At 59.5% G+C, this 24,449-nt stretch carries 19 protein-coding genes and 1 riboswitch; of the genes, 13 read left to right on the top strand and 6 right to left on the bottom strand.

The features are described 5' to 3' along the window. Positions 1–40: 40 nt before the first annotated feature. Positions 41–122: riboswitch (ZMP/ZTP riboswitch) on the top strand. A 91-nt stretch (positions 123–213) separates the two neighbouring features. The 3 genes from VGL70_12935 to VGL70_12925 all read left to right on the top strand — a co-directional run bounded on the left by VGL70_12935 (position 214) and on the right by VGL70_12925 (position 4,389). After that, the gene (locus VGL70_12935) at positions 214–1,356 is read left to right on the top strand and encodes an alanine--glyoxylate aminotransferase family protein (protein HEY3304430.1); all 1,143 of its coding nucleotides are present in this window, start codon (positions 214–216) and stop codon (positions 1,354–1,356) included. Positions 1,357–1,401: 45 nt separating this feature from the next. Further along, entirely contained in the window at positions 1,402–3,012 is a 1,611-nt protein-coding gene (gene serA / locus VGL70_12930; protein ID HEY3304429.1) for a phosphoglycerate dehydrogenase, read from the top strand. 84 nt (positions 3,013–3,096) lie between these two features. After that, positions 3,097–4,389, top strand: coding sequence for an adenylosuccinate synthase (locus VGL70_12925; GenBank protein ID HEY3304428.1), 1,293 nt, complete (start codon positions 3,097–3,099; stop codon positions 4,387–4,389). A 125-nt stretch (positions 4,390–4,514) separates the two neighbouring features. Here the strand turns inward: VGL70_12925 and VGL70_12920 are convergent, their stop codons facing one another. Then, positions 4,515–5,543, bottom strand: a complete 1,029-nt coding sequence (locus tag VGL70_12920; GenBank protein HEY3304427.1) for an extracellular solute-binding protein — start codon at positions 5,541–5,543, stop codon at positions 4,515–4,517. Between the two features lie 177 nt (positions 5,544–5,720). Here VGL70_12920 and VGL70_12915 point away from each other — a divergent pair, with 177 nt between their 5' ends. Genes VGL70_12915 through VGL70_12905 form a run of 3 tightly spaced genes read left to right on the top strand, consistent with a single transcriptional unit; the run spans position 5,721 to position 6,726 of the window. Then, positions 5,721–6,020, top strand: a complete 300-nt coding sequence (locus VGL70_12915) for a DUF883 family protein (GenBank protein HEY3304426.1) — start codon at positions 5,721–5,723, stop codon at positions 6,018–6,020. 11 nt (positions 6,021–6,031) lie between these two features. Beyond that, positions 6,032–6,436, top strand: a complete 405-nt coding sequence (locus VGL70_12910) for a phage holin family protein (protein ID HEY3304425.1) — start codon at positions 6,032–6,034, stop codon at positions 6,434–6,436. Next, positions 6,433–6,726, top strand: coding sequence for a hypothetical protein (locus VGL70_12905; GenBank protein ID HEY3304424.1), 294 nt, complete (start codon positions 6,433–6,435; stop codon positions 6,724–6,726). Before VGL70_12910 ends, VGL70_12905 begins: the two co-directional genes overlap by 4 nt. A gap of 12 nt (positions 6,727–6,738) precedes the next feature. Here VGL70_12905 and ggt read toward each other — a convergent pair whose 3' ends face one another. Next, entirely contained in the window at positions 6,739–8,421 is a 1,683-nt protein-coding gene (gene ggt / locus VGL70_12900) for a gamma-glutamyltransferase (protein HEY3304423.1), read from the bottom strand. Between the two features lie 218 nt (positions 8,422–8,639). On the opposite strand from ggt, the gene VGL70_12895 reads away from it, so the two are divergent. Then, positions 8,640–11,879: a PD-(D/E)XK nuclease family protein gene (locus VGL70_12895; protein HEY3304422.1), complete on the top strand. Its 3,240-nt coding sequence runs from the start codon at positions 8,640–8,642 to the stop codon at positions 11,877–11,879. Further along, positions 11,869–15,249 carry a UvrD-helicase domain-containing protein gene (locus VGL70_12890; protein ID HEY3304421.1) on the top strand — a complete coding sequence of 1,127 codons (3,381 nt, stop codon included), beginning with the start codon at positions 11,869–11,871 and terminating at the stop codon, positions 15,247–15,249. The genes VGL70_12895 and VGL70_12890 overlap by 11 nt, the downstream gene beginning before the upstream one ends. A gap of 40 nt (positions 15,250–15,289) precedes the next feature. Here VGL70_12890 and VGL70_12885 read toward each other — a convergent pair whose 3' ends face one another. Together VGL70_12885 and VGL70_12880 are read right to left on the bottom strand one after the other, a co-directional pair. Further along, positions 15,290–16,759, bottom strand: coding sequence for an MFS transporter (locus tag VGL70_12885; GenBank protein ID HEY3304420.1), 1,470 nt, complete (start codon positions 16,757–16,759; stop codon positions 15,290–15,292). Between the two features lie 9 nt (positions 16,760–16,768). Next, on the bottom strand, positions 16,769–17,563 hold the full coding sequence (locus VGL70_12880) for an ATP-binding cassette domain-containing protein (protein HEY3304419.1): 795 nt from the start codon (positions 17,561–17,563) through the stop codon (positions 16,769–16,771). A gap of 74 nt (positions 17,564–17,637) precedes the next feature. On the opposite strand from VGL70_12880, the gene VGL70_12875 reads away from it, so the two are divergent. The 5 genes from VGL70_12875 (at position 17,638) to VGL70_12855 (ending at position 22,731) form a co-directional block, all read left to right on the top strand. After that, positions 17,638–18,750, top strand: a complete 1,113-nt coding sequence (locus VGL70_12875; GenBank protein ID HEY3304418.1) for an extracellular solute-binding protein — start codon at positions 17,638–17,640, stop codon at positions 18,748–18,750. Positions 18,751–18,960: 210 nt separating this feature from the next. Beyond that, on the top strand, positions 18,961–19,923 hold the full coding sequence (locus VGL70_12870; protein HEY3304417.1) for an NAD(P)-dependent oxidoreductase: 963 nt from the start codon (positions 18,961–18,963) through the stop codon (positions 19,921–19,923). Positions 19,924–19,944: 21 nt separating this feature from the next. Then, a complete protein-coding gene (locus VGL70_12865; GenBank protein ID HEY3304416.1) occupies positions 19,945–20,958 on the top strand; it encodes an amidohydrolase family protein in 1,014 nt (337 codons plus the stop codon). Positions 20,959–20,996: 38 nt separating this feature from the next. Beyond that, positions 20,997–22,046, top strand: coding sequence for a hypothetical protein (locus tag VGL70_12860; protein HEY3304415.1), 1,050 nt, complete (start codon positions 20,997–20,999; stop codon positions 22,044–22,046). Positions 22,047–22,086: 40 nt separating this feature from the next. Further along, positions 22,087–22,731 (top strand): isochorismatase family cysteine hydrolase, encoded by a 645-nt coding sequence (locus tag VGL70_12855; GenBank protein ID HEY3304414.1) that lies wholly within the window; start codon positions 22,087–22,089, stop codon positions 22,729–22,731. A 15-nt stretch (positions 22,732–22,746) separates the two neighbouring features. On the opposite strand, the gene VGL70_12850 is transcribed toward VGL70_12855, so the two are convergent. After that, the gene (locus VGL70_12850) at positions 22,747–23,328 is read right to left on the bottom strand and encodes a hypothetical protein (GenBank protein HEY3304413.1); all 582 of its coding nucleotides are present in this window, start codon (positions 23,326–23,328) and stop codon (positions 22,747–22,749) included. Positions 23,329–23,458: 130 nt separating this feature from the next. Next, positions 23,459–24,016, bottom strand: a complete 558-nt coding sequence (locus tag VGL70_12845; GenBank protein ID HEY3304412.1) for a hypothetical protein — start codon at positions 24,014–24,016, stop codon at positions 23,459–23,461. Positions 24,017–24,449 lie beyond the last annotated feature (433 nt).

Here is a 24,449-nt window from a genome sequence, read left to right as displayed (position 1 = left end):
CTCCGTTGACAAACGAAACCGTCTAAGATAGGTAAAGACCGTCGGTTTGCGCGACTGGCGTACGTGGAATTAACCACGAGGGAGTGCAAAACCTAAGACGGCCGAACGCCTGGGTCTCTTATATGGATACATATAAGAATCCAGGTTTTTTATTGTCTAGACTTGAAAATGTTCCGGCTGATAGCTGACCGCTGACGGCTAAAGAGCTTTCAAATGATTAAACAATATCTACTTGCGCCCGGTCCCACGCCCATTCCCAACGAGGTCGCGCTGGCGATGGCGGAGACGATGATCCATCACCGGACGCCGCAGTTCGGCAAGATTTTTTTGGAGGTAAGAGAAGGGCTCAAAGAAATTTTCGGCACCAAGAACGACGTCTTGATCCTGGCCTCCTCCGGCACCGGCGCGATGGAAGCGGCCGTCTCGAATTTGTTCTCGCCGGGAGAAAAAATCCTGGTCGTGAACGGCGGAAAGTTCGGCGAGCGCTGGCTGGAGATCACCAAAGCCTTCGGTCTGCAACCGATCGATCTCAAAGTCGAATGGGGAAAACCGGTCAAGCTGGAAGCGATCGAGCAGAGCCTCAAGGCCCATCCCGACATCCAGGCGGTCTTGGTGCAGGCGAGCGAGACTTCGACCACGACCTGGCACCCGGTAGAAAAGATCGCGAAGCTCACGAAGAACGGCCCGCTTTTAATCGTGGACGGCGTCACCGCCGTCGGCGTCAAAAGAGTCGCTATGGATGAATGGGGCGTCGATGCGTTGGTCACCGGCTCGCAGAAAGCGATGATGCTGCCGCCGGGGCTCGGCTTCATCGCGCTCAGCGAGCGCGCGTGGGCAAGAACCGCGAAGGCGAAGCTGCCCCGGTTTTATTTTAATTTGGCGCTCGAACGAAAAAATCAGCAAAAAGGTTCGGCGGCGTTCACGCCGGCGGTGTCGCTCATCTTCGGCCTCCGCGCGTCGCTCGAACTGATGCGGAAAGAAGGGCTGGAGCGCGTGTACGCGCGTCACGATCGCATGGGCCGCGCGACGCGCGCCGCGGCGACGGCGCTCGGCCTCAAGCTCCTTGCGCTGGAGAGTCCCAGCCCGGCGGCGACCGGAATCTGGATGCCGGAGGGATTGAACGCCGACAAGCTGCTCGACTATTTCCGCGACCGGATGCAGATCACCTTCGCCGAAGGGCAGGATCAACTGCGGGGGAAAGCCATCCGCATTGCTCACGTGGGTTACATGGGGGCCTTCGACGTTCTGGTCGCGATCGGCGCGCTGGAAATGGGGCTCAAAAAGTTCGGCGCGCCGGTGGAATTCGGACAGGGGGTCGCTGCCGCTCAGGAAGTTCTCATGGAGACGCTGGAATAAAACCCTCACCCTTCCCTCTCCCTAGGGGAGAGGGTTAGGGAGAGGGTGGAACCGAAAAGACAAGTGGAACAGACGAAGATATTGGTGACCGACCCTCTCGCCTCGCAGGGCTTGGAGGTCTTCGAGCGCACGCCGGGATTCAAGGTCGATCTCAAGGTCGGAATCAAGCCGCCGGAGATCAAACCGATCATCAAGAATTATCACGGCTGGGTGCTGAGAAGCGGCACCAAGGTGACCGAAGACATCCTCGAGACCGCCGACAATCTCAAAGTCATCGGCCGCGCCGGCATCGGCGTCGAGAACATCGACGTCGCCGCCGCAAGCAAAAAGGGCATCGTGGTGATGAACACGCCGGGCGGCAACAACGTCACCACCGGCGAGCACACGATCTCGCTCATGCTTGCGCTCGCGCGCCACATCCCGCAGGCGGTCGCCTCGCTCAAATCGGGGAAGTGGAGCCGGGAAAAGTTCGTCGGCGTCGAGATCTGCAACAAAACTCTCGGCTTGATCGGCATGGGCAACGTCGGCCGCATCGTCGCCGAACGGGCGCTGGGCTTCAGAATGAAAGTCATCGCCTACGACCCCTACGTTCAGCCGGACAGTGCCGCCCGCATGGGCGTCGAGATGGTAAGTCTCGACGAGATCTACGCGCGCGCGGATTTTATCACCGTCCACGTGCCGCTTACCGCCGAGACCCGCGGCCTGATCAACAAGAAAGCCTTCGGCAAGATGAAGAACGGCGTGCGCATCATCAACTGCGCGCGCGGCGGCATCGTCGACGAGAACGACCTCGCCGAAGCGATCCGCCGGGGCAAAGTCGCGGGCGCCGCACTCGACGTCTACGTCGAGGAGCCGCCGCCTCCCGATCATCCGCTGATAAAGATGGACCAGGTCATCACCACGCCGCATCTCGGCGCGTCCACGGACGAGGCACAGCTCAACGTCGCGATCGCGGTCGCCGAGCAGATGGTCGACTTCCTGGCGCGCGGCGTGATCCGCTACGCGGTGAACATGCCCTCGGTAAGTCCCGAGCTGTTGAATTCCCTCCGCCCTTATCTCACGCTCGGAGAAAAGCTCGGCAGCCTTCAGGTGCAGCTCCTCTCGGTGCTCCCCAAAGAGGTGCAGATCGAATACGCCGGCGAGGTCACGCAGTACGACGTGGCGCCGCTGACGCTCGCGGTGCTGAAAGGTATCCTCACGCCGGTGATGGAATCGAGCGTCAACTACGTCAACGCGCCGCTGGTCGCGCGCGAGCGCGGCATCAAGGTCGTGGAGTCCAAGAGCAGCCGCGCCAGCGACTTCGCCAGCTCGATCAGCGTCAAGGTCAAAGACCACGACAAAGAGTTCGAGGTCGAGGGCGCCGTCTTCGGCGCCAAGCATCCACGGATAGTGAAGATCAACAGCTTTTACCTCGAAGCCGTGCCCGAAGGCTATCTGCTCATTCTTCACAACCGCGACGTCCCGGGAGTGGTCGGCGCGGTCGGCACGCTCCTCGGCGAGAAAGGGATCAATATCGCGGGTATGGAGCTGGGCCGCGAGAAAGTCGGCGGGATGGCGATCTCCTGCGTTCACGTCGACGGCGACGTGCCCAAAGATACTATGGAGGCGCTGCGCAACCTGCCGAACATCGTCACCGCGCAGCTGGTAAAGTTGTGAAGCAGCCAAGAAGCTGTCAGCAATCAGCTTTCAGCTTCCGAGTTCCGGCTGATGGCTGAGAGCTGACCGCTGAGAGCTATCTAAATGGCCAACGTCGCTGTCATCGGCGCGCAGTGGGGAGACGAGGGCAAAGGCAAGATCGTCGATCTCTTCACCCTCGACGCCGACATCGTCGTCCGCTTTCAGGGCGGCAACAACGCCGGCCACACGCTCGTGGTCAACGGCGAGAAGACCGTTCTCCACCTCGTTCCTTCCGGCGCGCTTCATCCGGACAAGCTCTGCGTGATCGGCAACGGCGTCGTGGTCGATCCGGAAGTGCTGCTGGAAGAGGTCCGCGCGCTCAGGGCCAAAGGCCACCTGCTCGACGACTCGCTGCTCAAGATCAGCGAGGAGGCGCACCTAATCATGCCCTACCACAAGTCGATCGATCAGGCGCGCGAAAGACTCCGCGGCAAAGGAAAAATCGGCACCACCGGGCGCGGCATCGGACCGGCCTACGAAGATAAAGTCGCGCGCACCGGCATCCGCTTCGTCGATCTGCTCGACGGCACGACCTTCCGCGACAAGCTCCGCCGCAACATCGAAGAAAAAAACATTTATCTCAAGGCCATCCTGAAAGAAAAAACTCTGGATTACGACGAGATCTACGATTCCTACCGGGGTTTCGGCGACGAGCTGGAAAAATATATCGCCGACACCGGCGTGCTGCTCGACCGCGAGATCAAGGCCGGGAAAAAAGTCCTCTTCGAAGGCGCGCAAGGCACGCTCCTCGACGTGGACCACGGAACTTATCCTTACGTCACGTCTTCGAACACGGTCATCGGCGGCGTCTGCACGGGCGCCGGCATCGGCCCGCGTCACATCCAAGAAGTCATCGGACTATCGAAGGCCTACACGACGCGCGTCGGCAGCGGCCCGTTTCCGACCGAGCTGAAAGGTCCGGAGGGAGAGCGTCTCAAGCAGGAAGGCGACGAGTTCGGCGCCACCACCGGGAGGCCGCGCCGCTGCGGCTGGTTCGACGCCGTCGGCGTGCGCCACGCCGTCAGGATCAACGGCATGACCGGCATCGCGCTCACCAAGCTCGACGTGCTCACCGGCTTTAAGAAAATCCGGATTTGCGCCGACTATCAGAGCGGCGGCAAAACCTACCACGACTTTCCGTCGAGCGTGAAAGTTTTAAAGAACGCGGAACCGGTATGGGAAGAGATGGAAGGCTGGGACGAGCCGCTCTCCGGCGCCAAGAAGCTTGCCGATCTGCCGAAGAACGCGCAGCGCTACGTGCGCCGCCTCGAAGAGATCGTCGGCGCGGAGATGATCCTCGTCTCCGTCGGCCCCGGCCGCGAGCAGACGATCATGCTCAAAAATCCGTTTAATTAATGGTGGATTGCGGGCACTGTCTTTGTAGGGGCGCAATTCATTGCGCCCCTCGGTAAATCCGCACGTGATTAATAGGGGCGTGATGAATCACGCCCCTACATTCGGGGACATTCAACCCAGATTGCCTACCGCAATTTGAAGATTTCCAGATACAGCTTCACCGTCTCGTCGAAGTCCTTGTAGCCTTCGGGACTCTCGATCACCCTCTTGTAGCCTCTAAAAAGCCGCGGCGGATCCGGCTCCACGTCCGTGCGCACCGGGATGCGCTGAAAGCTCCTGAGCATTTCCCCCCCATCCTTGGAGAGAATAAAATCCATGAAGAGCCGCGAGGAGTTCGGATGGGGCGCCTTGGCCGCCAGCATCGCGGGATTGACCTGAACCACCGCAGGTTCGAGCGGCAGCCAATCGATCGGCGCTTTTCTTTGAACCATACGCTCGATCGTTTGATTGTAGGCGATGATCAGCGGATATTCGCCGGCGACGGCGAGTTGGACCCTTTCCGTATTTCCCCGCTTGGGAACCGGGTCCAGCGCCGCGAGTCGCTTGAAGTACGCGACTGCTTTTTCCTTTCCCCATATGCCGATGAGACCCTGGAGCATGCCGTAGGCTTCGTTATCTACCGATATCTGCCCTCCCTTCCACTTGGGATTGAGAAGCGCCTCGTAGGTTTTGGGCACATCCTCCTTTTTAACCAGTTTGGTGTTCCAGCCGAGCACATAGGCATTGACGTACCAGGCTGTCCAAATACCTCTTTTATCCGCAAGATCCGGGTAGATCCCCTTCCTTTCCGGTGAAATATAGGCGCCGAGAAGCTTTCTGTCGCGCAGCGGCAAGACCATCTCTCCCCTGCCCACGAGCACGTCCCAGGCATTCAGTCCGCCGCGGTCCTCGGTCAGGATCTTGTTGAGCATCGGCCCGCCGCCCGTGCGGAAGAGCGTGGCCTTGATGAAGGGATATTTTTTCTGAAACGCTTGGACGACCTGCTGGCTCTGATCGAGCGTCGTAGTCGTGTACCACACCATTTCGCCTTCCTTTTTCGCGCCCTCAATCAGCTTCGCTTGCGGATCGGCCTGGGCCGCGCGGGAAACGTCGGGCAGAAAACAGACGAGGGCAAGCAGCGCGCAAAGGGTAAGAACCGGCTTGGATCGCTTCATCGTTCTCTCCTCCTTGATGACGGAAAAAGGGCAGGAAACTGGTTGAATGTATAGGTTACCGGACGCGTGAAGTCAACTCTTTGAGGGCGGGCTTCATCCTTACTTTTACAGACCGCTCCTTGATTGTGCGCCCGGCCGCCACTATCATAACCATGGATAAAGAAAGGAGGTCGAAAAATGGATGGGTCAGCGGACAAATTGGTTTCGGACCTGAAAGCTCTCATCGACGACGCCGAGGAGCTGCTCAGGGCGACCGCCAGCCAGGCCGGCGAGCAGGTCGCGGCGGTCAGGCGGCGCATCGAAGAGCGTCTCAAAGAGGGGAAGGAGACGCTGGCGGACGCCGAAGATATTTTATACGACAAGACCAGGGACGCGGCCGAAGCGGCGAACGATTACGTGCAGAAAAATCCCTGGAGCGCCGTCGCCATCGCGGCCGGCGTCGGCCTAGTGCTCGGTCTTCTCATCCGCCGCGATTAGATTTTCCGACCATGGCCGACGAAGTCAGCGAAACGGGCGCAGTCCGCGAGCCGGGAATTTTCGACTCGCTCCGGGCGGTGATAACGGACTTGACCGCGCTGTTGCACACGCGGATCGAGCTCGCTTCGACCGAGATGGAAGAGGAGATGGAGCGGCTCAAGCGGATGCTCGTGCTGGCGACGATTTCCCTCTTCTGTTTCAGCGTCGGGCTGATTCTCCTGAATATTTTCATCGTGGTTGTTTTTTGGGATAACCACCGGCTCCTCGTCCTGGGAGGACTGACCGCTTTGTATCTGATCGTTGGACTCGCCGTGGGCCTCGTTCTGCGCAGCAAGGCGGCCGCCCCGCAGAAATTCCTTGCGGCGACGATTTCCGAATTCGCCAAGGACCGCGAACGGCTGAGGTCCGGCACGTGAGCAACAAATTGGCCGAACTGGCGCGCCGTCGCGAGAGCTTGATCGTTCGATCGGGCGGCCAGAGAGAGCGGCTGGCCGAGAGCTACGAGCACCTGGCTCAGTCGCTCAAATGGACCCGTCTCGCCATGGGACTCGTGCAAAAAATCAAAGCCAGTCCGAGCGCCCTTGTGGGCGTCACCGCTTATCTCGGCAGCCGGCGGACCAAGTTTCGCAGGTTGGGCAACTGGCTCTCGCTCGGCTGGACGATTTTTCGCGCGATCCGGGCGCGCCGCGCGCGCCGCCGAGCTTGATTTTCGGGCGCTTCATTTCCGTTCGCCAGGCGCGTTTTCTTCTCTTCTCGGATCGGGCTGCGGGGTAACTTTGGACCCTTTGACGGCGATCGCCGCCGCCAGGCCAAGCGAGTTTTTCTCCTGCACCTTGTGTCCGAGTCGTTCGAGCGACTTCCGCGTAGCGGGCGGAATCTTGCTTTCCACGCCGATCTCATCGGGTATCCATTGATGATGGACGCGCGGCGACTCCAATGCCTTTCTCAGCGGCATGCCGAAATCGAGAACATTTAAAACCGTCTGGAGAGTGGCGCTGATGATGCGCGGTCCGCCCGATCCGCCGACCACGAGCACCGGCTTCTCGCCCTCGAGAATCACCGTCGGCGTCATGCTGCTGAGCGGCCGTTTTTTCGGCTGCAGCGAATTGGCGTCCGCGCCGATCAATCCGAAGACGTTGCCCGTCCCGGGATGAATCGCGAAATCGTCCATCTCGTTGTTCAATACGATCCCCGCCTCCGGCACGAAAATTTTTGAGCCGAACTGCGTGTTGATGGTCAAGCTCGACGAAACCGCGTTGCCCGCCTTATCGACGACGCCCAAATGGGTGGTCCCCCCTTTTTCGGCTTTGTAAGCGGCGAGTCCGTAGTATTTCGGCGGATAGGTTTTTGCCGGCGATATTTTGCCGCGCAACGAGGAGGCGTACTCCTTGGAGAGGAGCTTCTCGGTCGGGACCTGGACGAAGTCGGGATCGCCGAGATATTGAGCGCGGTCGGCGAAGGCGTGCTTCAAGGTTTCCACCACCAGGTGAAGATAGGTCGCCGAGTTGTGCGGCAGCGAGCCGATCCTGTAGCCTTCGAGAATATTGAGCATCTCGATGAGCGCGATGCCGCCGGAGCTCGGCGGAGGCATAGTGATGACCATCCGCTTGCGGTAATGGCCGATCAGCGGCTCGCGCCAGACGGGCTTGTAGCTCTTGAGATCTTCGAGCGTGAGCACGCCGCCTTCTTTTTTCATTCGCTCCGCGATCGCCTGGCCGATCCAGCCCTCGTAAAAAACCTGCGGCCCCTCCGCGGCGATCGCCTTCAAGCTAGCGCCCAGCTCCCGCTGGCGGATCAAATCGCCCTCGCCGGGAAGCTCGTCTTTGACCAGCAGGATGCGCGCGAGTTCGGGATTTTTTCGAATGTTCTGGAGCTGTCTTTCCAATGCGAAGCGGAGCCGTGTTTGCGGGACAAATCCTTCCGTCGCGTAGCGGATCGCCGGCGCCATCACGGCGCCGAGCGGCATCGTGCCGAAGCGTTTCAGCGCCTCCGCAAGCCCGGCCACCTCGCCGGGAACGGCGACGGCGAGCGCTCCGGTGAGACTTAAACTCTGCACCGGTTTGCCGTCCCTGAGATATTGCTCTCTGCGCGCGCCAGCCGGCGCCGTCTCGCGGAAATCCAAAGCGTGCGCCTTCTTGTCTTTCGCCTGATAGATCACCATGAAGCCGCCACCGCCCAGGCCGGAGGCGGACTGATCGACGACCGCCAGGGCGAAGGCGGTCGCGACCGCGGCATCGACCGCGTTGCCGCCCGCCTTGAGAATCTCCATGCCGGCTTTCGTCGCGTACTCGTTATCCGAGACGACGCTCCCCTGTTGCGCGAGAGAGTAAGACGGCGCGGCAAGGACGAGACAGAAAAAAAATAGAAAGATTCGGCGGGAGAGTTTTCGACGAAGCGACATGGAGAACTTCTTTCTCTGTGTTTAAAGCTTTGCCCGTACATTTGCAACTTCGGTAGCGGTCCGGTTTCATAAAGATTTGTAGGGGCGACCCCCCGTGGTCGCCCGAAATTGGGACAGGCACAGAGGCCTGCCCCTACACGAACATGCTGTTGAATCGAATTCACCGGCTAAAAATCTTTGACCGTGCCGGACATTGTTGTTAAGCTCGCCCATATATCATGGAAATCATCCTCGGGCCCTTCCATCCTTTCCTCGAAGACGCTCTGGTCGAAGAGACTCTGCGTCACAAAAACGAAGCGCCTCTCTCTCCCCTTCTGATTCTCGTCCCCTCCGACTCGCTCAGGCGCCGGCTCAAAGTTCTGTTGGCCCGCGAGCGCGGGTTGAACCTGTTGAACCTTCACCTGCTGACTTTCTACCAGCTCTCGCTCCGTCTTTGGGAGGAGCGGCACGGCGCTGAGCTGCCGCCGCTTCAGGACAATTCGCTCCTCGAAGAGATCTTGCGGCAGATCATCCGCGCGCGGCTGCCGGGCGCCGCGCCGTTCGCCGGCCTGGACCAAAAGGCCGGGGGCGCCGCCGCGCTCTGGCAAACTCTCAGAGACTTGAAGGACGGCACGGTCGATCCGGCCGTCGCTCTCGAAGCCGCGAGAGGCGATCTGTTCGAAGAAGCGACCGAAGGGGTCGAGAAGCTGTTCATCCTCTTTCAGACCTTTCTCGCTTGTTCGGAAGAATGGAACTTGCGGGACTACGCGGATTTGGACGCGATGGCGCGGGAGCAGGCGCCTCAATCCGCCTACCTGAAACGCTTCGAAAACATTTTCTATTACGGTTTTTACGACCTGACCCAGGTGCAGCTCGATCTTTTTCAATCGATCGCGCGCCAATATCCGGTCACGCTTTTTTTCCCGCTCGTTTACGGCCGGCCGAAACATCCGGCGTGGACTTTCGCCGAGCGGTTTTATGAAAGATACGTGCACGGCCTGGCCGACGGCGGCTCCGAGATCCGCAACCTGACGGCCTCCGAGCGGGACGCGCGCCATGTCTCGCACTTTCTTTTTACCGAGGGCGCGGACCGGCCGCGTCCAACGATCGATGGTTTCCCCGTTAAGGTGGCGAGCTGCTTCAGCGGGCGCGAAGAGATCGACGCCGCGGCGAAAGAAATCCTCCGGCTCGTCGCCGACGAAAAGTTCTCCTTCGACCAGATCGGCGTCGTCGGCCGCACGCTTGATCCCTATCTCCCGTGGATCAAGGAGATCTTCGCCGAGCATTCGATTCCGATCGGCACCTCCGCCGAGGAGCCGCTCGTCGGCCATCCGCTGGCCAAGGCGGCGCTGCTGCTCGTCAATCTCCGTTTGAAGGGTTATCTCCGCTCTCAGGTGATCGACCTGTTCGATTCGCCCTTTTTCGACCGCAGCCGTTCGCATCGAACCGATCTTTGGGATCTCGCCACCCGCCGGCTCGGCATCGGCAAGGGGATCGAAGAATGGCGGCGGCTGGAAAAATATCTCGCGCGGGACATCTTCCTGGCCGAAGACAGGGAAGACGACGGCGCGCGGAAAAACCCGGCGGTGCCGGCGGAGCAGGTCCGGACGCTATGGCGCCTTTTCGCCGAGCTCTCCGGCGACCTGGAGAGTTTGCCCGAAGAAGCCGCGTGGAGCGGCTACGTCGAGTCGTGGAAGAATCTGCAAAAAAAATGGCTCAGCGTGGACTGGACGCAAAGCTCCTCCGGACTTGAGGCGGCCGAGCTGATCGACAAGACCCTCGACCGGCTTTCCGTGCTCGACGCGGTCAACGACAAGGTTTCGCTGAGCCATTTTCTCGAAACCTATCAGCATTGGCTCGAGCGCGCCGTTCTTCCCGTCGCTGAAAGCAACGCGCGAGGAGTCGCGGTCCTGGACGCGATGGCGGCCCGGGGAATTTCTTTCCGCGCGCTATTCATCGTAGGTCTCAACGAAGGAATCTTTCCCCGGACGATTCGCGAAGACGCGTTTCTGCGCGATCGCGAGCGCGAACTGCTCGAAACCGTCCTCGGATATAAGGTGGCGACGAAGCTCGGCGGCTTCGACGAAGAGAGGCTCCTGTTTACGTTGCTGGTCGGCGCCGCCGGAGAAAAACTCTATTGTCTTTACCAGCGAAACGACGAGAGCGGCAGGCCGCTCGCGCGTTCATGGTATCTCGACGAGCTCGAACGCGCCGTGGGCCAAGAAAAATTAAGAACCCTCGCAGTCCCGCGCGGCGTCGTCGAAAAGTCGAAGCTCGAGCCTTTCAGCCGCAATGAATTCGTCCCTCCTGGCGAGCTGGCGATCCGCCTGGTCCTCGCGGCTGAGGACCCGATGCCGCTCCTCCATCTTTCCTTGCGTGGCCTGCGCGGCCTGCCGTCGCCCACCCTCTATGCCCGCGGCAGTGAAGTGATCCGGCGCTTGGAAACGATCACCGCCGGCCTGGGCGAACACGACGGCGTCGTCGGTCCGCTCGCCGATTACTGGAAGCGCGTCGCCGGCGAAGGACTCTCGCCGACGGCGCTGGAAGCGTACGCGCGCTGCCCCTTCCAGTTTTTCGCCCGCAATCTGCTCGGCCTCGAGCGGCTCGAACGGCCGGAAGACGTGGCGGGTCCGGGCGCGGCCGACGAGGGACAGATCGTCCATGCAATTCTGAGATCCTTCTACCAGGAACTCACCGACCACAATTTTTTTTCCAACAAAACATCCATAGATGCTACAGCGATTCTGCAGGCCGTGAGCGAAAAAATTTTCCGCGAGTTCGCCGAGAATAATCCCGTCGGCTATCCGCTAGCCTGGCAGATCCGCAAGGAACTTGTCGCGGCGCTCCTCGAACAAACGGTCGCCCGCGATCTCGAAGAGTTGCAAGCTTCGGGATATGTGCCCTGGGCTCTGGAATGCGACGCCGCCGTGCGGCTGCCCGAGAGCTGGCCCGCCCCATTGGGCGGGCTCACGTTCCGCGGCCGCATGGACCGGATCGACTATCAGCCGGTGGAAAATCGTTATCGCGTCGTCGACTATAAGCTCAAATCCGCCAAAGCCCGGCACGCCGCGGACAGGGATCTTCTGCGCTCGGCGCTCCGCGGCCTCAGGCTCCAATTGCCGTTTTATCTGCTTCTGGGACGGCAACAGGCCGAAGCTTCCGGCCGCGCCGCAGCTTCGATCGACGCGGCTTTTTATTTTCTCGCGCCTGAGTGGCCCGAGGGACCGCTCGTCGTGGAAAGCCTGCGCGGAGATGTCTGGGACGGCGTCTCCGGCGCCGCCCTGAAAGAAACCGTCGCCTTCCTCGCGGATTCGATCCGCCGCGGTTTCTTCTTCATCCAGCCGGCCGATCACTGCCGCTACTGCGAGGTGTCCGAGGCCTGCCGCAGAAACCACCGTCCAACGCTGTGGCGCGGTGAAAGAGATCCCAGGAGCAAGACGCACCTGAACCTGAAGAAGGCGGAAATCAATGACGATTGACTTGCCCGACTCTTTGGAGCGCGAGCGCGCCGCGACGACCTTCGACCGCAACGTCGTGGTCACGGCGGGCGCGGGCACGGGAAAGACGCGGCTCCTGATCGACCGGCTCGTGCATCTATTGATGCGCGACCCGGAAACGAAGCTCACGCAGATCGTCGCGCTCACCTTCACCAACAAGGCCGCCACCGAGATGAAAGTGCGCCTGCGCGAACGGTTGCAGTCGTACGTCGCGATCACATTGGACGCCGCTGCGACGAATGACGATACAGCCCGGGAAGAAGTTCGAAATCTGCTGGAGCGGTATCACCTGACGAAGGAGGCATTGGACCGGCGCGCCCTCGACGCGCTGCGGCAAATCGAGCGCAGCGAGATCGGCACCATCCATAGCTTCGCCGCGAGCCTGCTCAGGCTCTATCCGATGGAGAGCGGCGTCGATCCGCAGTTTATCGAAGACGACGGCGCGCGCTTCGACCGTCTCTTCGACGAGCACTGGGGAGTATGGCTGGACGAGGAGCTTTCTTATCGCGGGACACGGCAGGAAGATTGGAAGCAGGTGTTGAGAAAAGTCCGACTCGACGAGGTCCGGGTGCTCGCCGCCTCGATCTGCTCGGAGACCGTCGATCTTCAGCGTCTCGGCGTGCTTTCGGGCGACAAGCACATTCCCGTTGACATCGCTCTTTGGCTCGGCGCGCTGGAGAAAAGAGCCTTCGCGCTCCTCCAGCGCCATCCGGAAAACAGAAGCAACGAAAAACTCATCCGCGCTTCCCGCGACGTCCTGCAAAAGGCGCTCCGCTCCGACGCGGGGGACTGCACGCCCGATTTGCTTTCCGGCGGTCTCAACAAAAATCTCAAGGGATGGGACGAGGAAGATTACCGGGAGGCGCAGGAGGTTCTCCGGGTCGCCAAGGCATTGTGCCACGTGGACGACTCTTTGTCCCGATCGCTCGCGGGTCTCCTGATCCCGTTTGCCGAGACTTTCCGCGACGCGTTTACGCGCGCGGGACTCATCTCCTTCGACGGCCTGCTCGCGCGGGCGCGGGCTCTGGTGCGCGACCGGCTCGCGGTGCGCGAGCAGTTGAAGCGCCGCTTCCAGGCGATTCTGATCGACGAATTCCAGGACACCGATCCAATCCAGTACGAGATCCTCGTCTATCTCGCCGAAGAGATCGGCAAGCCGGCGAGAAACTGGAAGGATGTCGCGCTGACGCCCGGGAAAGTCTTCGTCGTCGGCGATCCGAAGCAGTCGATCTATGCCTTTCGCCGGGCCGATATCCAGGCGTATCTCGAAGTCGTGGAAAAAATCATCAAAGCGCAAAACGGCATCGAATGCCGTCTCACCACGAACTTCCGGAGTCACGAGAAAATCCTCGATGTCGTCAACGGCGTCTTCGACCGGCTGATTCGACCGAAAGAAGGATTGCAGCCCGAGTACGTAGCGATCGGACCGGCACCCGCGGGCGACGGCGCGAGGGCGCCGGCGCTAGCCTTCCGCAAGGTAACGATCCGCATTGTCCGCGGCAACGAAGCCGACAAGCAGGATACCGAACTGGCGCGGCGGCTCGAAGCGGAGAGCTTGGCCCGGTGGCTCGATGAAGAGGTGCTGGGAAAAGCCGAGATTGCGGATAGAGATGGCAAGAGGCGGCTCGTTCAGCCCCGGGATGTCGCGATACTTTTCAGAAAACTAACCGACGTGCATCACTACCTGGAGCCGCTGCGCCGGCGCAGCCTCAACTACGTCGTCGAAGGCGAAAGACATTTCTATGCCGTCCAGGAAATCATCGACGCGGTCAACTTGCTCCGCGCCGTGGACAACCCGCACGACCGTCTCGCGCTGGTGGGCGTGCTGCGCTCGCCGCTGGGCGGCCTCGCCGACGCCGAGATCTACGAGCTTCATCGCCGGCTGCTGCTGGACTATCGGGTCGCCGAGCGCAAGGGGAAAAAACCCGACTCGTTCTCGAAGGTCAAGGAACTTTACGAAGTTCTTTGCCGGCTGAACCGCACGATTCGGACTTTGCCCGTAGGCGAGGCGATCGGCCGCGTCTTCGAAAGTTTGCCGGTACGGCTTTTGGCCGCCGGCTCGTTTCACGGCGAGCAAGCGGTGGCCAACCTGGAAAAGCTCCGCTACCAGGCCGAGCTGATGGGCCGCGAAGGTTTGAGCACGTTCAAGGAAGTCGTCACGCGGCTCGGCGCGAGAGTCCTGGAGATAAAGGAAGAAGCGGAAAGCGCGCTGGCGGAAGAGAATCTGGACGCGATCAGAATCCTGAGCATCCACAAGTCCAAAGGGCTCGAATTTCCCGTGGTCGTCCTGGCGGGATGCCACACGGTGCCGCAGCAGGCCGGAGCGAGACAGCCGGCCGTTTTACAGGATTGGACGACCGGGCGCGCCGGCCTGTGCACGGAATCTTACTGGAGCCTCGCCGGACTTTACATCGCCGAAAGAGCCCGGCTGCGCGAGCAGGAAGAGCACAAGCGAGTGCTTTACGTCGCCATGACCAGGGCGCGCGAGCATTTGATGATCTCGTGCGCGCCGGGCGAGAGAAAGCAGAGCGGCAGCTATTTGTCGATGCTCGAACAAGGTCTCCAACGTGAGATTGCCGAGATCGCCGCCCGGCAAGCGTCTCAGGTCGTCGCCGCCGGCGCGGGGACGATCGAGGTCGAGGTCGTCCCCGAAGGCCTGAGCCCTCCCGGAAGAGCGCGCGCCAGCGCGAAAGAAGACGCGCTCAAGATCGACTGGGAGTCCTATACGCGGCTGTGGCAGCGCCGCGCGCGCGAATACGAAGCCGCGCGGGCGCCGCTCTTTCTCACGCCGACGCTGTTGAAATTACGCGAAGCGGAGCTGACCGAGGCGCTGCCGGAAAGTAAAAAACTTCTGGTCACGTCGGAACTGTCTCTCGTCATCGGAGAGCTGGCGCACCGCTTTCTGGAAAACTGGGACTTCGGCGGCGATCCGGCGGAGTTTCGCGCCGGGCTCGATCCGTTCCTCGACCGGTGGATCGAGTCCAAGCGGCGACGGGATCGAGAACAACTCTCAGCCGAGCTGCAACAAATCCTGGCGACGTTCTTTTCTTCCGCGGCTTATCGTGATTTGAGCGGCGCCGAGATTCTCGGGCGCGAGATTCCTCTGTTGATTCCATGGGACGGCGGCATCATGGAGGGCGTGATCGATCTCCTCTATGAAAAGGGCGGCCGGCTGTTTCTCGCCGACTACAAGACCGACCGAGTGGAAAGAAGCGAGCTGGCCCAAGCTGCGTCCCGCTACCATCACCAGGTGGAGATCTACTCGGAGGCCGCGCGCCGGGTTCTGAAAAAAGACATCCCCGGCTTCAAACTGATTTTCCTTCGCTTGGGCGAAGCGGTCGATGCTCTGTAACTTCTCTTCTTTTCGACTCTCGCTGCTCACCGCTCGCCGCTCATTTTGTTTTGCTTTCGCTCATTCCCGCCGCCAGCGCGCCGAGAAGGCAGAGAAAAGCGGCGGTGAGGCAGGTGGTGCGATAGCCTTGCATGAAAGCGGAAAGCAAAACAGCGCCGTTCCTCACCGGACCCGCGCTTCTAAGCGCGTCGAGCGACGTCTGCCCCGTCACGGCGACAAGGCGCGCGCTCACGATCGCGCTCGCCGTGGCTACACCGATAGAAATTCCCAGGCTGCGCACGATCGAAAGAAACGAAGATCCGACGCCTAAACGATCGCGCGGGATCGAGCTCATGAGCGAGTTGTTGATCGGCGTCTGAAAAAGGCCGAGGCCGATTCCCAGCAGAGAAAGCCTGAGAACGATATCGGCCGAAGAGGCGCCGAGATCGAGAAAACCCAGGCTCAAAAAAGAGAGTCCCATGAGCGCCAGCCCGGCCGAGGAAAGCAGCCGCGCGCCGATCCGGTCCGAGAGCCAGCCGGTAAACGGCGACAGTATACCCAGACCGACGGACGCGGTCGCCAGCAAAAGACCCGCGCGGAGCGTATCGAGTCCCAGGCCGAGCTGGAGAAAGAACGGCATCAGCAACTGGTTCATGCTGACGGTCACGAAGCTCATGAGCCGCGCGAGGTTGCCGGCGGCGAACATGCGGATGCGGAAGAGTCCCAGATCGAGTAGAGGATGGGGCGTCCGACTCTCCCACCAGATAAATACGACGAGCGACAGCGCCGCCAGCGCAAGCTCGGAGCGCACGAGCGGAGTGTGCCAAAAACCTTTCTGTCCGGCGGTTAGAGCGAGCAGCAGAGCGGTGAGGCTCAGCGCGAACGTCGCGGTGCCGAGAAAATCGAACGGCTCGTTTGTTTTGGCGGCCGGCGCGCCCGCTTTCTCATCGAACAGAATCAATCGAGCTCCGAGCAGGCCGACCGTGCCGAGACAAAAACTCACGTAGAACACGAACCGCCAGCCCAGCGCGTACGTGATGAGTCCTCCCAGCGCCGGGCCGACGACGAATCCGAGAGCCGAGATCATGCCGCCGGAAATTCCCATCGCGCGGCCGCGCTCGGCGGGCGAAAAAAGCGCCGCGACGAGCGCGAAAGTGTTCGCCATCATGAGCGCGCTTCCCGCCGCCTGAAGGCCGCGAAAGAAAATCACCTGGCCCATCGTTTGAGAGAAGGCGGCCATCATCGCGGTCAGAGTATAAATGAGAAAGCCGGCGCTGAGCGTCCGCCTGCGCCCGAAGAGATCGGAAAGACGCCCGCAAGGAAGATAGAGCGATCCGGTGACGACAGCGTAGACAGACGGCAGCCAGCCGCCCATAGCGATGTCGGTTTTGAACTCCGCGACGATCACCGGCAGACTGATGCTGAGAAGCCCCGCGTCCGTGGTGACCATGAACGTCGCCAGCGCGGCCACGGAGAGCGCCCACCAACGGTGGTTCGGGCCAAAGATGATCTGGCGAAGCCGGTTCGTCATCCAGTATGTTCACCCGGCGATCGGCCAGCACCGGCCCTTCTTCCTGATGGTGCTGAGCGACACGCCGTAAAGTTTTTCCAAGGTCTCCGGCTTAAGCAGCGCGCTTGTCTTTCCCGACGCCAGCACCCTGCCCTGCTTCAAGATCAGCGTCTTCTTGAACATCGGCAGGATCTCCTCGACGTGGTGCGTGACGTAGACCAGCGCCGGAACTTGTTTTCGCTTGCCGAGCTTTTTCAAGCTCGCGAGAAAATTCTCGCGCGCGCCGGGGTCCAATCCGGCGCACGGCTCGTCCAGCAGAATGAGGTACGGCCGGGTCATCCGCGCGCGCACGATCATAACCTTCTGCTGCTCCCCCTGCGACAGCGTGCCGAACTCCTGATCTTCAAGCGACGCCGCGCTCATCTGCTCGAGATATTCCTCCGCGAGGGCGAAATCTTTTTTCGTCGGCGCTTCCCACGGCCACTCGAAAAGACCCACCTGCGCGTACTTTCCCGAGACCACCGTCCTCAACACCGGCTCGCGCGGCGGGATCTGCGACGCCAAGGTCGCGCTGACCCAGCCGATGCTTTTTCGAAGCTCGGGAAGATTGATAAGCGACCGACCCTTGCGATAAACGTCGCCGCCGGCGTTGGGCCAGAGAAAGCCGCAGGCGATTCGGAGCAGCGTCGTCTTGCCGGAGCCGTTCGGGCCGAGAATCGCCCAATGCTCTCCGGGCTCGATGGTCCAGCTTACCGAATCGAGAATCTTTTTCCCGTCGAGCGCGTACGAAACGCCGCGGATATCCAGCGCGGGAATTTTTCTCATTGACGAAGTGATGCCCCTAACATATGTTTAGCAGCGGGCAATTTAGCGTAATACGCAGCAAACTGGAAGCAGGCATGAAGCCTCGGCCGTCTCTAAGAGCGCTCATTTCTCTCCTTTTGATCCATTGTGCTTTCCTCTGTCCCGTTTTCGCGGCCGAAAGTTGGAAACCGGAATGGGAAAAAACGATTCAAGCGGCGAAGCGTGAAGGCGAAGTCGCGGTCTACGGCCCGCACAATCCGATGTACCTGCCGCTCTGGGAAACGTTTCAGAAGGCCTTTGCGGGAATCAAGATCAACTTCCTGCCCGGCAAGGGATCGGATCTCACGCAGAAGATCCTCACCGAGCGGCGCGCGGGAAAATATCTCGCGGATCTCATCATGGGCGGCTCCAGCAACTACGTGGCCTATCCTCCGGGCGTGCTGGAGCCGCTTCGTCCCGTCATGATTTTACCCGAGGTCCATGACGAGTCGGCGTGGTGGCAAAAAAAGTTGTGGTTCGCCGACTCGCAGAATCAATCCGCCATTCTGCTCACGGGCGAGCTCGGCACCCGACGCGGCTCTTACAACACGAGCCTCCTCGATCCGAAAGAGGTGCAATCCTGGTGGGACCTGTTGAAGCCGAAATTCAAAGGCAAGCTCGGGACTTTCGATCCGCTTGTGTCCGGCGGCGGCGGCGAGACCTTCGTATTTTTTTATGCCGCGCCGGCGCTCGGCCCGCGCTTCATCTCGCGGCTTCTCACGGAGACCGACATTCTGGTCACGCGCCATCTCGAACAGGGGACGGACTGGCTGGGGCAAGGAAAAATTTTATTTTACATCGGCAGCGGCCAGCCGGTGATGCGGGCCAAGCAGCAAGGACTTCCCGTCGATCTTCTGCCGCATCCGCTGAAGGAAGGCGACATCATGGGCGGCGGCGCCTGCTGCCTCGCGCTGCTCAATCGAGCGCCGCACCCCAACGCCGCCAAGGTATTCGTCAATTGGGTGCTCTCGCGCGAAGGCCAGATCGCGTGGCAGAAATACAGCGAGACCAATTCTTTGAGAATGGATATTCCCAAAGACGACTTGCCTCTCTGGGCAAGGCCTCAGAGCGGCATCGAATATTACATGCTGAACGCGTCGCAGAATCAGGACCCGGCGAAAATCAAAGCGATGCAGAAGGTCGCTGAGAAAGCGCTGAAAAAAAAATAATCCTTCGATTATGTTGAACCTGTCCCCTAAGGAAGCGTCCTTCACTTCGAGGCCGAGGGGCACGAAGGAGAGGCTGCGGACGTCCGATAAGAGAGGTTCGATTGTGGCACTGCTCTATCGGCCGTGGTTCGACAAAGCTCACCACTCTGAGCCTGTCGAAGAGCGGCCGAAAACTCGCGCCCCGAGGACTCGCTTTCAGTGGAATTAGCCATGAAAGAAATTGGAGTCATCGGCCTGGGAAACGCGGGCAAACCGATCGCCGAGCGCTTGCTCAAAAAAGGCCATCGCTTAAAGGTCTATGATTTGAATCCCGAGGCGATGAACGCGCTCGCGGAACGCGGAGCGACAAAGACAGCTTCCGCGAGAGAAGCCGTGTCGGAGTTTACGCTAACGATTTTGCCATCGAGCACGGAAGTCAAGGCGGCGACTTTTGGAAAAAATGGAGTTTGCGCCGCTGTGCAGCCCGGCGGCGCTCTTATCGACCTCAGTGGAACCGATCCCCAGTTTGCGCGCGAGCTTGAACAGCAGGTCGAAAAGAGAGGCGCTCACTTCCTCGGCGCGACGCTTCACGCCGCCGGCGCGCCCGCCATCACGATCCCCAAGGGTCTTCTGTCGATCGTCGTCGGCGGAAAAAAAGAGGCTTTGGAGAAATGTCTCGGGATTTTAAAAGATCTCAGCCAAAAAGTTATATGCGTCGCGGAACCCTGGATGCCCAAGGCAATGAAGATAGCGGTCATCATGTTCGCCGCCGCGAACAGCATCATTTCCGCCGAGGTCCTTAGCTGGCTGACGGCCCAAAGCATCGATCCTAAACTCTTTCATGAGCTTCTCAAAACCACCGGCTCGCGCGAGTCCGCGGGGCGGGTGGAGGATTTTCTCAAGCGGATGAACAGCTACGGCGGCGCGCTCAGCAATAGCTATAAAGACATTCGCCAGGCCCTTGAAATCGCAGGTCTTTTGGACCTGCCGCTTCCTCTAATGAACACGGTCAACCAGCTCCAGGAGATGGGACGCGCGCAAGGCTTTTCCCGCCTCAACACGCCCGCGGCGATGGGCAAGCTCTACGAGATGTTGACCGGCCAGGATCTAAGCGGGGCGGTCGCGGATTCCGAAAAAGTTTTCCCCGAGCCGAGCGAGACGGAAGTGATATACCTGGAAGAGATCAAGAAGTAATTGGCTTGGTCGAAGAGAGAGATGCGGGCCATCGACGCCGATACCCACGTGATTGAAACGGAGCGGACGTGGGAATACATGCGGGGAGACGAGGCGAAGTCCCGGCCGGTCTTGGTGCCGACGGAGAGCGGGCGAAAAGGTTGGCTGATCGACGGAAAGATTTTTTCGCGTGGCGTCAACGTCAATCCGGATATTCCTGCGGACGTTCGAGAGATGCGGGACATCGAGGCAAGGCTCAGGCATATGAACGAGCTCGAGATCGACGTTCAAATCCTCTATCCCTCCCTATTTCTGCGCGCTCTCACCTCCAGAGCGGAAGTCGAAGCGGGGCTTTGTCGGAGCTATAACCGATGGGTAAACGATCTGTGCGCTGAAACGAACGGGCGTCTTCGCTGGGTTGCGGCGGCGCCGTTGCTCAGCACGGAGGCGGCGCTTGCTGAGGCAAGATTTGCCAAAGACCACGGCGCCTGCGCGCTTTTCATGCGCGGTATCATGTGCGACAAAATACTGAGCGACCCGTATTTTTATCCGTTCTACGAAGAGGCTCAGAAGCTCGATCTCGCCGTTTGCGTTCACGCTTCCACCGGCGGATTTCAGTGGATGGAGATCTTCGAGCGCGAAAGCGGCTTCGCGAAATTCAAGCTCGCGGTGCTGTCGGCTTTCCATGCCATCGTGCACGACGGAATTCCAGCCAGGTTTCCCCGACTCCGCTTCGGCTTCATCGAAGTCCGCGCTCAATGGCTCCCCTATGTTTACCACGAACTGGCGAAGCGCTTCGAAAAAAACGGCAAGCCTCTCGGCAAAGACTGGATGCGCGAAAACCGTCTTTACGTCGCCTGCCAGACCGACGACGACCTTTCCTACGTGCTCAAGTACTCGGGCGAGGATAACATCGTCATCGGCTCGGACTACGGCCACGCCGATACCTCGAGCGAGATCGAGGCGCTACGTATCCTCCACAACAAAGGGGAGCTGAAAGCGGCTGTAATCGGGAAAATCCTCTACGACAATCCAACGGCCCTTTATAACCTGTAGATCGAACGGTCACGAATTTTGTTTCGGAGAAGCCGCCTATGATTCTTATCTTCCTCTTCCGTGCCTTAAGCCTCATTCTTGTGTTTCTGGGTGGGGCGGCCGATCTCTTTGCCCAGGAGAATTTCAAGGGCAAGACGATAAAAATCATCGCCGGCTTTCCCGCCGGCGGAGGAGTGGACGCGGAGGCGAGGCTTCTTGCGCGTTATCTGGAGCGCCACATTCCCGGAAATCCGTCCGTCCTCGTCCAGAACATGCCCGGCGCCGGCGGGATCGTGGCCACGAACTGGTTCGAGCAACTGGCGAAGCCCGACGGACTCACGCTCCATTATACGAGCGTCAGCTCGATCACGCAGCAGGTCTTTGGCGCGGAAGGCGCAAAGTTCGATCTCAGGACGTGGGAAATGGTGGGCAGCGTCGTGCGCGGCACTTCGGTCGCGATGATCAAACCGGACAATCTCGAGCGTCTGACCAACTCGTTGAAACCTCCGCTCGGCATCGGCTCGCGCACCGCCGACGACAGTTGGTCCACCATCTTTTTCTGGGGCGCGGAATATTTGAAATGGAACGTGCGCTGGATATTGGGCTATCGCGGCGGCGGCGAGCTGCGCATCGCGTTTCAGCGCGGGGAAAGCGATATCTATGCCTCGGCGAACCTTCAGGCGCTTCGCGAGTTGATCGCCGAGGGCTTCCAACCTTTCGTGCAACAGGGCCGTCTCACATCGGCGGGCTCGTTCAAGAGAAGACCGGAATTTCCCAATGTGCCTACGTTCGAAGAGACGCTGGGGAAGAATCGTCCCGCGGGCGCCGCTTGGGACGCGTACAGGAGTTGGGCCGGTTCGGACGCGGCCGGAAGGCCGCTCTTCGCGCCGCCGAAAACGCCGCCGGCCGCCGTAAGGACGCTGAGAGAATCTTTTGCGCGTCTGGAGAACGACAAGGAATTTCACAAGGACATGCTCGGCGTGGCGGGAGACGACGCCGAGCTTCTCATGGTCAACGAAGCCGAGCCGATCATGCGCCAGTTGCTCACGGTTTCGCCCGGCGTGGCGGAATTCGTCAACAACCTGACGAAAAAACATCTGAAGCGCTAGCGGTGTGGCGACATAGTCGAACCAGGGCGGGAGAACGACCATGTTGGATCTAGCAGGAAAAAAAATACCGAGCACTCTGGCGGAGATCGTCGATCCCCGCCGGACCGCTTTGCTCCTCTGGGACATGGAATACGCCATCGCGCCGAACGCCTTCAACTATAAGGAGATCGCGGCAAACCTGAAGACGCTGGCGGGTGTCGCGCGCCGGGCGGGCGTGCAGGTTTTCTATTCGCTGCAGACACCTTTCGATTTGGTCAAGGAAGAGGCCGGCGTCTGGGTACGCCTTCGAATGAAGAGAGCGAATGTAACCGACGTTGCGCAACTGCTGAAAGAAAAGGACGATCCGCACGGGCGGGAGATCGTCGAAGAGCTGAAGCCCGAGCCGAGCGATATCGTTTTTAAGAAACGCAGACCGGACGGCTTCATTGGAACGGACTTCGATTTGATGCTGCGCAGCCGAGGCATCGGCGCGATCGTCATCGGCGGCGTCGCCACGGAAGGGGGCGTCGAGGGCACCGCGCGCAGCGGACGCAATCTCGGCTACGACGTGGTCGTCCTTAAAGACGGCGTCGGCTCGCGAAACCGCGAGCTGCACGAGATGGCGCTGAAACTGATGGAGAGGACGCAGTTCGACGTCGCGACGGTGGACGAAGTGGCGGCGGTGTGGAGAAAAAAAGGCAAATGAGCTTCAATCCTTTCGTTACGCGATCCGAAAAATTCGATCTTTAGACTTATTAATAATCCAGACACCTCTGTCGAACGGATTGGATAATCTCTCAAGTTTCTTGCCAATCGGTTCGACTACTACATCCCAGTCCCAATCCACCCCAGACGTGTCTCGAACCACGAGAGCGGTGTTAGGCCCATATCGCTTCAGAAATTTATCACTAAGTCGCCGCATTAGAGAGTCCAAAACATTGCAACCAAGCACGCTTGCCGAGGTCGTCAAAGCGGCGATTCCGGCTCGATTGTTGCGAAGATTGCGCTTAAGCGCTTGTACGGTTCGACCGCTGGATCTTCCTAAGGAGGCTGGGATGTCGCCCCGTCGATCTTCGGTCAACACGATTTCCAACTGTAAGGTTTGACCGTCGCGATTCTGGGCAATAATGTCCGGACTATCCTCATGCTGCACAATTTGGTATGAAGTTCCTTTTTGTTGGTTATACAACAGTAGGAACGCTTCCGCTGTTGCGCGTTCGATAGCCTTTTTTTCCTCCAGGTGCTCTCTCTTAGAGCCGAGCATGCGAGTCGGTCGCCTGTGCTGCAAGTATTTCTTCTCCATTTTGTCCCGCAGTTTTCCTGACGCTTACGAGAATAACAGGAAACTCAAAGCTAGAAACGAAGGGGCTACGCGACATTGTCAGGAAACTAACAGCCTGAAGCAAAACATTTTCCTGGCGAGTCCTGCATTACTACGTGCTTGGGATTGGTCGGGCTCTGGAGATTCTATCCAACTGACAGAGAATGGCCACATTCATACCAAGATACCATCCGACAATGATATGCAGTATTGCCTGCACTACTCGACGCAGATCCAACGCCGCCACTCCGCGAAATAAATCATAAAAACCAGCTACAAACGTAGCCCAACAAGCGAAGATACCGAGCAACAGAATGGGGCCAATTATCAACAGCGTGGAGGCTGCCTCACGCGCAATTACAATTCCAATTGATGAAGACTTTCTATTGCCCCGCAATCTTAGCCCTAGTCCAGCAGCAATGCCGTAAATCGTTAAGAATCCCAAAGCCGCACCAATCCAAGCGTAGTTGTCCGAAACCATACCGACGTATAGGATATACGGTACCGCCACAACAAAAATTCTTCCCACGACCCTCCCATATATATCAAGTATTCTCGCCTCGATTTCGGCTACGTCAATTCTTGCCTCAACGGCGGACTCAACCCAACATTTTACAAAAGAATAACTCCAACTTGAGACACCAAGGTGCCCTACTGTTGGAATCACCATTGCCCCGACCCAACTTTCTACAGGCCATTGCCAAATGGTTGGCAATGCCAATAGAACACAACCCCCAATGACTCCACGCCACCACCGGTCCACCTTGCCCAAAGTAGTATCAGAGGTCCAAAAGATCCCTGTAACACACGCAACTACTCCGTAGTAGAAAGCAACCTTGGGTAGAAGCAGTACCGGAGCGATAAGAATCAAAACGGTGATACAAATCCATAGAATCCGTATCCTTTTCCCTCTCCGACTTACGTATCGCCAGCAGTGCCAGGTAGTTAGGAGAACGAACGCATCAGTATCGTCCGACAGATTTTAGGAGTCTCAGTTTAAACGCTAGGTTTTTTACAGTGTTCATGACGTTTCAAGGTGTTAACGATTTGAATTCGGAATGCCAATGTCGGCAGTCTTTCGGGACTTTCCCGGGAGGCACCGA

This window comes from Candidatus Binatia bacterium, from assembly GCA_036504975.1.
Classification (GTDB): Bacteria; Desulfobacterota; Binatia; order UBA9968; family UBA9968; genus JAJPJQ01.
This window is presented reverse-complemented; position numbering and strand designations above follow the sequence as displayed.

Bases quoted from the DNA above. Each gene is read 5' to 3' on its own strand.
- VGL70_12935 (HEY3304430.1), top strand. From the start codon at position 214: ATGATTAAACAATATCTACTTGCGCCCGGTCCCACGCCCATTCCCAAC.
- VGL70_12925 (HEY3304428.1), top strand. From the start codon at position 3,097: ATGGCCAACGTCGCTGTCATCGGCGCGCAGTGGGGAGACGAGGGCAAA.
- VGL70_12920 (HEY3304427.1), bottom strand. From the start codon at position 5,543: ATGAAGCGATCCAAGCCGGTTCTTACCCTTTGCGCGCTGCTTGCCCTC.
- VGL70_12915 (HEY3304426.1), top strand. From the start codon at position 5,721: ATGGATGGGTCAGCGGACAAATTGGTTTCGGACCTGAAAGCTCTCATC.
- VGL70_12910 (HEY3304425.1), top strand. From the start codon at position 6,032: ATGGCCGACGAAGTCAGCGAAACGGGCGCAGTCCGCGAGCCGGGAATT.
- ggt (HEY3304423.1), bottom strand. From the start codon at position 8,421: ATGTCGCTTCGTCGAAAACTCTCCCGCCGAATCTTTCTATTTTTTTTC.
- VGL70_12895 (HEY3304422.1), top strand. From the start codon at position 8,640: ATGGAAATCATCCTCGGGCCCTTCCATCCTTTCCTCGAAGACGCTCTG.
- VGL70_12890 (HEY3304421.1), top strand. From the start codon at position 11,869: ATGACGATTGACTTGCCCGACTCTTTGGAGCGCGAGCGCGCCGCGACG.
- VGL70_12885 (HEY3304420.1), bottom strand. From the start codon at position 16,759: ATGACGAACCGGCTTCGCCAGATCATCTTTGGCCCGAACCACCGTTGG.
- VGL70_12880 (HEY3304419.1), bottom strand. From the start codon at position 17,563: ATGAGAAAAATTCCCGCGCTGGATATCCGCGGCGTTTCGTACGCGCTC.
- VGL70_12875 (HEY3304418.1), top strand. From the start codon at position 17,638: ATGAAGCCTCGGCCGTCTCTAAGAGCGCTCATTTCTCTCCTTTTGATC.
- VGL70_12870 (HEY3304417.1), top strand. From the start codon at position 18,961: ATGAAAGAAATTGGAGTCATCGGCCTGGGAAACGCGGGCAAACCGATC.
- VGL70_12865 (HEY3304416.1), top strand. From the start codon at position 19,945: ATGCGGGCCATCGACGCCGATACCCACGTGATTGAAACGGAGCGGACG.
- VGL70_12860 (HEY3304415.1), top strand. From the start codon at position 20,997: ATGATTCTTATCTTCCTCTTCCGTGCCTTAAGCCTCATTCTTGTGTTT.
- VGL70_12855 (HEY3304414.1), top strand. From the start codon at position 22,087: ATGTTGGATCTAGCAGGAAAAAAAATACCGAGCACTCTGGCGGAGATC.
- VGL70_12850 (HEY3304413.1), bottom strand. From the start codon at position 23,328: ATGGAGAAGAAATACTTGCAGCACAGGCGACCGACTCGCATGCTCGGC.
- VGL70_12845 (HEY3304412.1), bottom strand. From the start codon at position 24,016: ATGGTGATTCCAACAGTAGGGCACCTTGGTGTCTCAAGTTGGAGTTAT.